The sequence below is a fragment of the Stenotrophomonas sp. 3(2025) genome, assembly GCF_052665395.1.
Map to the genome: position 1 here is coordinate 1 of NZ_JBQOIF010000054.1, position 346 is coordinate 346.

Annotated in this window: 1 protein-coding gene; it reads right to left on the reverse strand. The window is 71.7% G+C overall.

The features are described 5' to 3' along the window. Positions 1-83: 83 nt before the first annotated feature. The gene (locus tag ACUXVE_RS20065) at positions 84-278 is read right to left on the reverse strand and encodes a hypothetical protein (RefSeq protein ID WP_445515022.1); all 195 of its coding nucleotides are present in this window, start codon (positions 276-278) and stop codon (positions 84-86) included. Positions 279-346: the final 68 nt, after the last annotated feature.

Sequence of the window (346 nt, forward strand, 5' to 3'; positions counted from 1 at the left end):
CGGATCATCCGCGGCGTGGTCGCCAGCGACGGCGCCGCGTCCCATGGCAGCGGCTACACGTCGACGCGCACGGCGACGGGCGTCTACGTGATCACGATCACGACGCCGTTCCCGTCCTGGGCGACGGTCACCGCCACCGCGGCCACGTCCTCGAACGGGCCGAGGGCGGCGGTGTGGGTGCGCATGGACTCCCGGGACTCCGTCGGGGTGGAGTCCTTGATCGGCTTCAGGTTGAGCGCGGCGAGCGCGTCGTAGGGCTCGAGGGGCTCAGCGCTCATCGACGGGCTGGTCGGCGATCGCCGCCCAGGAGTCGCGCAGCTTGCCCAGGATCTCGTCGATCTCGAGG

Coding starts and splice junctions, on each gene's coding strand:
- ACUXVE_RS20065 (WP_445515022.1), bottom strand. CDS start 278: ATGAGCGCTGAGCCCCTCGAGCCCTACGACGCGCTCGCCGCGCTCAAC.